This window comes from Pseudomonas sp. 05N434 (genome assembly GCF_056396965.1).
The window spans coordinates 1-882 of record NZ_JBFTMK010000960.1 but is presented as its reverse complement, the minus strand read 5'-3'; the positions used below and the strand labels follow the sequence as shown (position 1 = coordinate 882).

Sequence of the window (882 nt, the reverse complement as noted above, 5' to 3'; positions counted from 1 at the left end):
GCTTGCTCCCGCTGGGTTGCGAAGCGACCCCAAACCCGGCAATCACGGTTTTTCAGACACACCGCAAACTCAGGTTTTGCGACTGCTTCGCAGCCGAGCGGGAGCAAGCTCCCTCGCCACAATAAGTGCTCTCACCACAGACTTTCGTTAGCCTTGCGGATCGAGGTTATCCAGCACCCGGTTGACGGCCAGCTCACCGAGCATGACCACCGATTGAATCCCCAACATCATGTTGCGATGGGGCATGTCCATCAACCCGGCGAACTCACTGAGCATCACGCTCGCCGATGCCAGGGATTCGCAGGCGTTGACCAGCAGTGTTTCGTTATCGACCTTCGCACCCACATGGTAAATGGTGCTGGGTTTGCGCTTGGTGTCTTTGGGAGTGGGTGGTTTGAGGTAGTGGTCGAGGGCGCGGTCGGCGGCTTCGTGGAGTTTTTTGGAATCGAGGGATTCGTAGGGGGAGACGTCGTCGGGTGCTGGTGGATTAGGTGTTGGTTTGAACATGGATAAAGCCTCCTAGAGTCATGGAGCCACCACTGTTCGCTGCGAGACGAAAGAAGGTGGCAGCTATACGCGGGTCGCAGACCGGGACTCTAGAACCGGCAGACCCGAAGGTCTCCCACGTACAGCCGCCATAACATGAACGGAGGATGTTGTGCGTCTAGAGATACACGGGCTGCGAGACCCGATCGCTGATTCGTCAACGACAAGGAAACGATATAGCCCACGCCCCAGGCGCACTAGCCGGCGGATTCTGGCGTAGTCGTAGGCAGCGGCGCAAGGATGTGTAGGTTGGGTGAGTTTCTGGAAGTGTCGTTTAAACATCGCCGTTTAAGATCAAAAGATCGCAGCCTCGTTGCACTCGACAGCTCCTACAGG

The 882-nt window shown here is 57.0% G+C and carries 1 protein-coding gene; it reads right to left on the bottom strand.

What is annotated here, in order from left to right; translation table 11 throughout:
- Nucleotides 1-147: 147 nt before the first annotated feature.
- A complete protein-coding gene (locus AC1DLB_RS31060; protein ID WP_019581235.1) occupies nucleotides 148-507 on the bottom strand; it encodes a DUF6124 family protein in 360 nt (119 codons plus the stop codon).
- Nucleotides 508-882 lie beyond the last annotated feature (375 nt).

Coding starts and splice junctions, on each gene's coding strand:
- AC1DLB_RS31060 (WP_019581235.1), bottom strand. CDS start 507: ATGTTCAAACCAACACCTAATCCACCAGCACCCGACGACGTCTCCCCC.